Genomic DNA, 6,077 nt, shown 5'->3' on the forward strand with positions numbered 1-6,077 from the left:
AGAGAAGGAGACGACAATGCTTAAACCCAGAAAACCTAAATTATTAGATGGGGTAAAACTGAGCGAGGTTATTAAATCAGAATTAAAAAATAGGATTGAAGAATTGAAAGAAAAGGGATGTACTCCCTGTTTAGCCGTAGTTTTAGTAGGGGACAATCCTGCCAGCCAGATTTATGTTCGTAATAAAAGGAAAACATGTGAGGAATTAGGAATTCGCTCTTTTGCATACGACCTGCCGAAAGAAACTTCCGAAGCAGACCTGCTGAAATTGGTAGATGAACTGAATAGTAATCAAGAAGTGCATGGGATACTTATTCAAAGCCCATTACCTAAACATATCAATGAGGAAAAAATTCTAAATGCTATTGACCCGAATAAAGATGTTGATGGATTTCATCCTGTAAATAAAGGCAAATTACTTAATGGACAGGACTGTTTTGTAGCATGCACTCCTGCGGGTATACAGGAATTGCTTGTAAGGTATGGATACAAAATACAGGGTAGACATGTTGTTATCGTAGGTCGCTCCAATATTGTGGGCAAACCTCTGTCCGCATTATTAGTTCAAAAAGCCGAAGGTGCTGATGCTACAGTTACAATCTGCCACTCACGCACACGAAATTTAAGCAACATTACCAAAACCGCAGATATTCTCGTCGCTGCGATGGGTGTTCCTGAATTTATTCAAGGTAGAATGGTGCGAGACGGTTGTGTGGTTATTGATGTGGGTATGAATCGCATTCCTGATAACACAAAGAAATCGGGCTATCGCCTTGTTGGAGATGTGCATTTCCCCAGTGTTTCCAAAAGGGCGAGAGCCATTACTCCTGTTCCTGGTGGTGTTGGACCTATGACCATTGCCATGCTTATGAAAAACACTGTTAAATCAGCTGAAAAGTTCCTTGCATCTATTGCCAAATAACCCAACATCCCTTTTGTTGCTACGGATGAGACAGATGGGACGAATGGGACAAATGAGACGGATAAGATAGATGGGACAAATAGAACGGATAGGACGGATGGGATGAAAGAGGACAGATTGAACGATTTGGGCTAATGAGATATGAAGATGGGTTTTGTAAATGGAAGGGATGTGTAGGAAGGGTTTTTTAAGAAGTAATTCGGATTTGTTGTAAATTAGAATAGTCGCACTACTTACTGCAGAGCATTTATATCGTTTGTGAGAGATTATTCAGAGGTATAATTGTGGTTATGGATTATTGTCGTAGGGTTTGACGATAGCACCAAAATAGATGAATAATAAGCCGCCGATAAGAGAAAGAGCGGATACGGCTAAACCTATGTAGCGTTCAATGCCATGAGTGGAAAAAAATATCACAAGAAACAATGCTATGGCAATCAGTATTCCACAGGTCCCAACAATATTATATGGGGAAAAATGCACCTTTCCCTGCAAAACTTCTTTGTCTTCTTCTAAATTGCCAATTGGATTTTCTATTTTCTCGAAAAAATTTCCTATCTTGTTCCGTTCTATAATGCTCATAGGGGATAATAATGTAACAATTTCCATAAAAATGTAAGTGATAATGGTTGTGGCAAGGAACATAAAGATTTCCATTTTAACATTCAGTCCCCATAATAACCATTCTTTCTTGTCTGCAATCCATGTAATACCTATGGGCAGTGTGAAAGAAGACACTCCTAATTGAATGTATAACAAAAACAATCCAACGAGGGTGCCCAAACAAAAACCTATAATTGCACTTCGTCCTGTATATTGTCTGGAAACCATTCCTAACATCATAGGAACAGCCACAGGACCCGTTGCGACACCGAATAGAGTTACCATTACACGGAACATATTTTCTGCTTTACCACGACTTAATAATACGCCAATTCCCAGAGCCAGTATCCCAACCAGTAGTGTGCTTATTCTACCTATCCATACCAGTTCTTTTTCAGGAGCATTATTACGCAGCAACCTTTTGTAGATATCCTGCGTGATAACACTGGCACATACATTGAAGTCACTACTGAGGGTGGACATAGTGGCAGAAAACATGGCAGAAATGAGTAAACCTAACATCCCCGCAGGTAATAGTTTCGAACAAAGTATCGGATAAATGTCCCCAGCATCATTTAATTCTGGGACAATTAGTTTACCTGCAAAAGCAGGGAAAAACATAATGGGAGGACCGATAATGTATAACAAAATTACAGTTAGCCCTACCTTTTGCACCTCTTTTTCGTCTCGCACGCAATAGTATCTCTGAATAAGAGACCAGTTAATACTACTCCATGAAAAGGCATACAAAATAATGAGAGGAATTACGTAACTCCATGGAAATTCATCGTTGGTCAGGCGAAAAAAACCTTCAGGGGTATTTTCAAAGATTTTTGTAATTCCACCTGCATGGTAAATCGAAAGCGGAAGAATAACCAGTAGCCCTGCCCCTAACACAATAAACTGGATGAAATCAGTAATAGTGACAGCCCATAGCCCTCCTAAAAAGGTGCAAAGCATAATAATACCACCAACCAAAGCGATAGAGTAGGTAATAGGTATGTTTGTAATGATGGAAACAAACTTTCCTGTGGCAAAGAGTTTTAAACTATCATCTACGATTTTAACAGGCACACCCTGCCATACCAAGATTTGTCGTAGTGTGCCGTTATATCGTTCCTCGATAAACTCAACAGGGCTATTTACGCGAAGTCTTCGCCAACGCCATCCGAAAATATAAGCACTATATATCGTTGCTGGCACAGCTACCCAGAGCAGGGTAATTCCGACCCAGCCGTATTTATAGCATAGGGATGGATAAAATACAAATGCGGCAACACTGAAACTGGTCATCCAGAAGGAGACACCACTCAACCACCACGGGATACGATTCCCTCCTTTAAAGTAGTCTTTCAATTGTTGAATATAACGGTAGGAATAAAGGCTAACCCCTAACATAAGAGTGAAATAGAAAACGATTAATATCCAGTCTGGGAGAGATAATGATTTGCTAACAAAGTTCATGGTTCCTTCCTCCTTGGAATGGTGGTTATTCTTTTCATCCCTGGAATTATTTGAAACAGCCCAAAGAGCGAAGATATTTTACGGAATTTTCAATGGCTTCTTTTGTCTGGGCTTCGTTAAGTTCCACTCCCTTAATTCCTTCAAACTCAATGGTGATAGGGCCGTTATAATGGTGTTCTTTTAAGATTTTTAATATTTCCGGAAAATTAACTTTTCCCTGTCCTAATGCGGGGAAATTCCATGTTTCTAATTCGCCCGTATGGTCTTTAAACTCAACCGTGGCTACATAAGGTATAGATTTTTTTAGTTCTGTTACGGCATCTGTGTTCTGGTTATAGTAAGTTATATTCCCAGTATCGAAATTTACGCGGACACGGGGATGGTTAATTGCTTTCATCGTCTCAACTTGAACATCGCCATTTGTCCCTAAATCGGGGTGTGTCTCTAACACAAGGGTAACATTATATTTTTCGGCAATATCTCCAGCACGACGCAATCTCTCATATACAACTTCCTTAGGTGTTTCCTGTCGTTTCGCAGAGAGGAATAAGAAATGCACCCCCATCTGTGAACATACCTTAAACTGTTCTTCCAATTGCTGGACACAAGTGTCTTGTGTTAGGTCTGCTTCACCACGCATGACAAGTACTTTTAAGTTGTGTTCGTTTAGTTTCTTTACCATATCTGCAACCTGGTCTGCAGGTGGAACTGAAATAAATAGATATTTTACGCCGATAGATGGCAGATGTGTCCACGCACTTTCTTGATAGTTCCCATAACTTGACAGACGCACACCAATCGGCGGACAAAATTCTTCTTCTGCAAATGTAGAAATAGTTGTCATGATGAATAAAACAAAAACAATAACATATCCCCAACGCATTTCTTTTTTCCTTATATAAGTGTAATTTAAAATTTATCTTACATAAATGATATTAAAAAGACATAAAATGTTTCAATAAAAACAATAATTCATGCTCTTCCAATAAATCTATTAAAGATGGGGTCTGTCACCAGAATATAGATTCTTTGATTGCGGTTAAGAGACGCAACATGTCTTCAGGGAAAACATGTCCAATATTACCTATGCGGAATGCGTCTAATCCTGTAAGTTTACCTGGATATATTACAAATCCCTTTTCTTTGAGTAGTTGGTAGAATTTTTTATTGTGAACAACACATGGAATGTCCAGATATTCTGTGATTTTTACAATACGCTCACCGTATGCACCATTGGTAAGTACCCGTAGTTTTACTTTCCCCCTTTGTATTATTGTGCCAATAGCAGATTACACAGCAAAAGTTCCACTGCCCTGTATTAAAATTTAAACATATCCATAAATCGGCGTATTTCATCACGAATTATCTCAAAGTCAAAATCTTTGAAGGCTTCCTCAAAAGCAGATACAGGTGATATAGAGCCAAAGTCAACAGTAGTCCCTGCCCAATCACATATTATTCCTTTTAGTCCATCCCTATAAACAATTTTATTGTTGGTTTTCATAATTATTCCTTAACGATATTTGTTTTGTGTAAAAAAATAGGAAATCCATGCAGAGAATAATAAGGGATGTTAAAAGAAAAACGCAATAATCAGATTTCCATAATCAAAAGAGGCCGACAAGTCTGATTTGTTTACCGATAAAAAACTACTTTCTAATGTCTTTTTCACAAGTTTTCTGTATGGCTTTTCGCCAACCTTCTAATGCGGCTTGTCGTTGGTCTTCATTCCATTGAGGTTCAAAAATACGACTGACCCGCCACCGTTTTCGCAACTCATCTTGATTATCCCAGAAACGAGTAGCCAATCCTGCAAGGTAGGCAGCACCTAAAGCGGTGGTTTCAAGAGTAGAACCGCGGATAACGGGTTTCCCTAAAACATTGGCTTGATGTTGTAATAAGAAATTGTTTGCAGAGGCTCCACCATCGACACGAAGTTGTGTAATTTTCGTGTTTGCATCTTGTTCCATGGTAAAGACAACATCCGCAGATTGATAAGCAATGGATTCCAGAGCCGAACGGACAATATGTGCCCGTGAAGTTCCGCGCGTAATACCTGTAATAACTCCCCGTGCATGCATATCCCAATAAGGAGCACCTAATCCAACGAATGCAGGAACTAAGTAAACGCCACCTGTGTCCGGTACAGACATGGCAATTTCTTCGCTTTCCGCGGAACTTTGTATTAATTTCAATTCATCTCTCAACCATTGCACAACGGCACCGCCTACGAAAACACTTCCTTCTAAAGCGTAGGTAACTTTTCCATCTAATCCCCATGCAATTGTGGTAAGTAAACCGTGTTTTGATGGAGGTGCTTCTTGACCTGTATTCATCAATAAGAAGCAACCTGTGCCATAAGTATTTTTACATTCTCCTTCGTTGAAGGCAGTTTGCCCGAATAATGCGGATTGCTGGTCTCCGATTAATGCAGAAACAGGGATGGATTTTCCAAGCACTTCAGTTGTGCCATAAACTTTACTGCTGGGATGAATCTCCGGTAAAATCTCTCGCGGTATTTTAAGGGCGTTGAGTAGGATTTCATCCCATTCTAATGTGTGTATGTTGAATAGCAATGTTCGCGATGCGTTGGTATAGTCAGTCGCATGAATTCCTGTCAATTGATATAATAACCAACTGTCAATTGTCCCGAACAAAATTTCTCCATTCTCTGCTCGTTTTCGTAACCCTGAAACATTATCTAACATCCAGCGGATTTTTGTGCCAGAAAAATAAGCATCTAATAATAGTCCGGTTCTTTTTCGTATTTCTTCTTCCAAGCCTTCTGCACGAAGTTGTTCGCACAAATTTGCTGTTCTTCTACATTGCCAGACAATTGCAGGATGAACCGGGGCACCAGATTTTTTTTCCCATAACACAGCCGTCTCTCGTTGGTTTGTTATTCCGATACCGGCTATTTCTTCAGGCATAGCACCACATTTTTTTAATACAGCTCGTGCAGTGGCTAATTGCGTGTTCCATATCTCATACGGGTCATGTTCCACCCAGCCGGGTCGCGGATAGTATTGTTTGAATTCCTGTTGACTTACTGCAACAGCATTGCCCTCATGGTCAAATAAAATACTAC

5 protein-coding genes are annotated in these 6,077 nt (G+C 39.7%); 1 reads left to right on the forward strand and 4 read right to left on the reverse strand.

What is annotated here, in order from left to right; genetic code table 11:
• Positions 1 to 16: 16 nt before the first annotated feature.
• On the forward strand, positions 17 to 922 hold the full coding sequence (folD, locus tag PLA12_09330; protein HOQ32701.1) for a bifunctional methylenetetrahydrofolate dehydrogenase/methenyltetrahydrofolate cyclohydrolase FolD: 906 nt from the start codon (positions 17 to 19) through the stop codon (positions 920 to 922).
• 288 nt (positions 923 to 1,210) lie between these two features.
• Here the strand turns inward: folD and PLA12_09335 are convergent, their stop codons facing one another.
• The 4 genes from PLA12_09335 to glpK all read right to left on the reverse strand — a co-directional run.
• The gene (locus PLA12_09335; GenBank protein ID HOQ32702.1) at positions 1,211 to 2,989 is read right to left on the reverse strand and encodes a hypothetical protein; all 1,779 of its coding nucleotides are present in this window, start codon (positions 2,987 to 2,989) and stop codon (positions 1,211 to 1,213) included.
• Positions 2,990 to 3,035: 46 nt separating this feature from the next.
• Entirely contained in the window at positions 3,036 to 3,872 is an 837-nt protein-coding gene (locus tag PLA12_09340; GenBank protein ID HOQ32703.1) for a sugar phosphate isomerase/epimerase family protein, read from the reverse strand.
• A 435-nt stretch (positions 3,873 to 4,307) separates the two neighbouring features.
• Positions 4,308 to 4,493, reverse strand: coding sequence for a hypothetical protein (locus PLA12_09345; GenBank protein HOQ32704.1), 186 nt, complete (start codon positions 4,491 to 4,493; stop codon positions 4,308 to 4,310).
• Positions 4,494 to 4,638: 145 nt separating this feature from the next.
• A partial coding sequence (gene glpK, locus PLA12_09350) for a glycerol kinase GlpK (protein HOQ32705.1) occupies positions 4,639 to 6,077 on the reverse strand: 1,439 nt, incomplete at its 5' end.

This window comes from Candidatus Hydrogenedens sp. (genome assembly GCA_035378955.1).
Classification (GTDB): Bacteria; Hydrogenedentota; Hydrogenedentia; order Hydrogenedentales; family Hydrogenedentaceae; genus Hydrogenedens.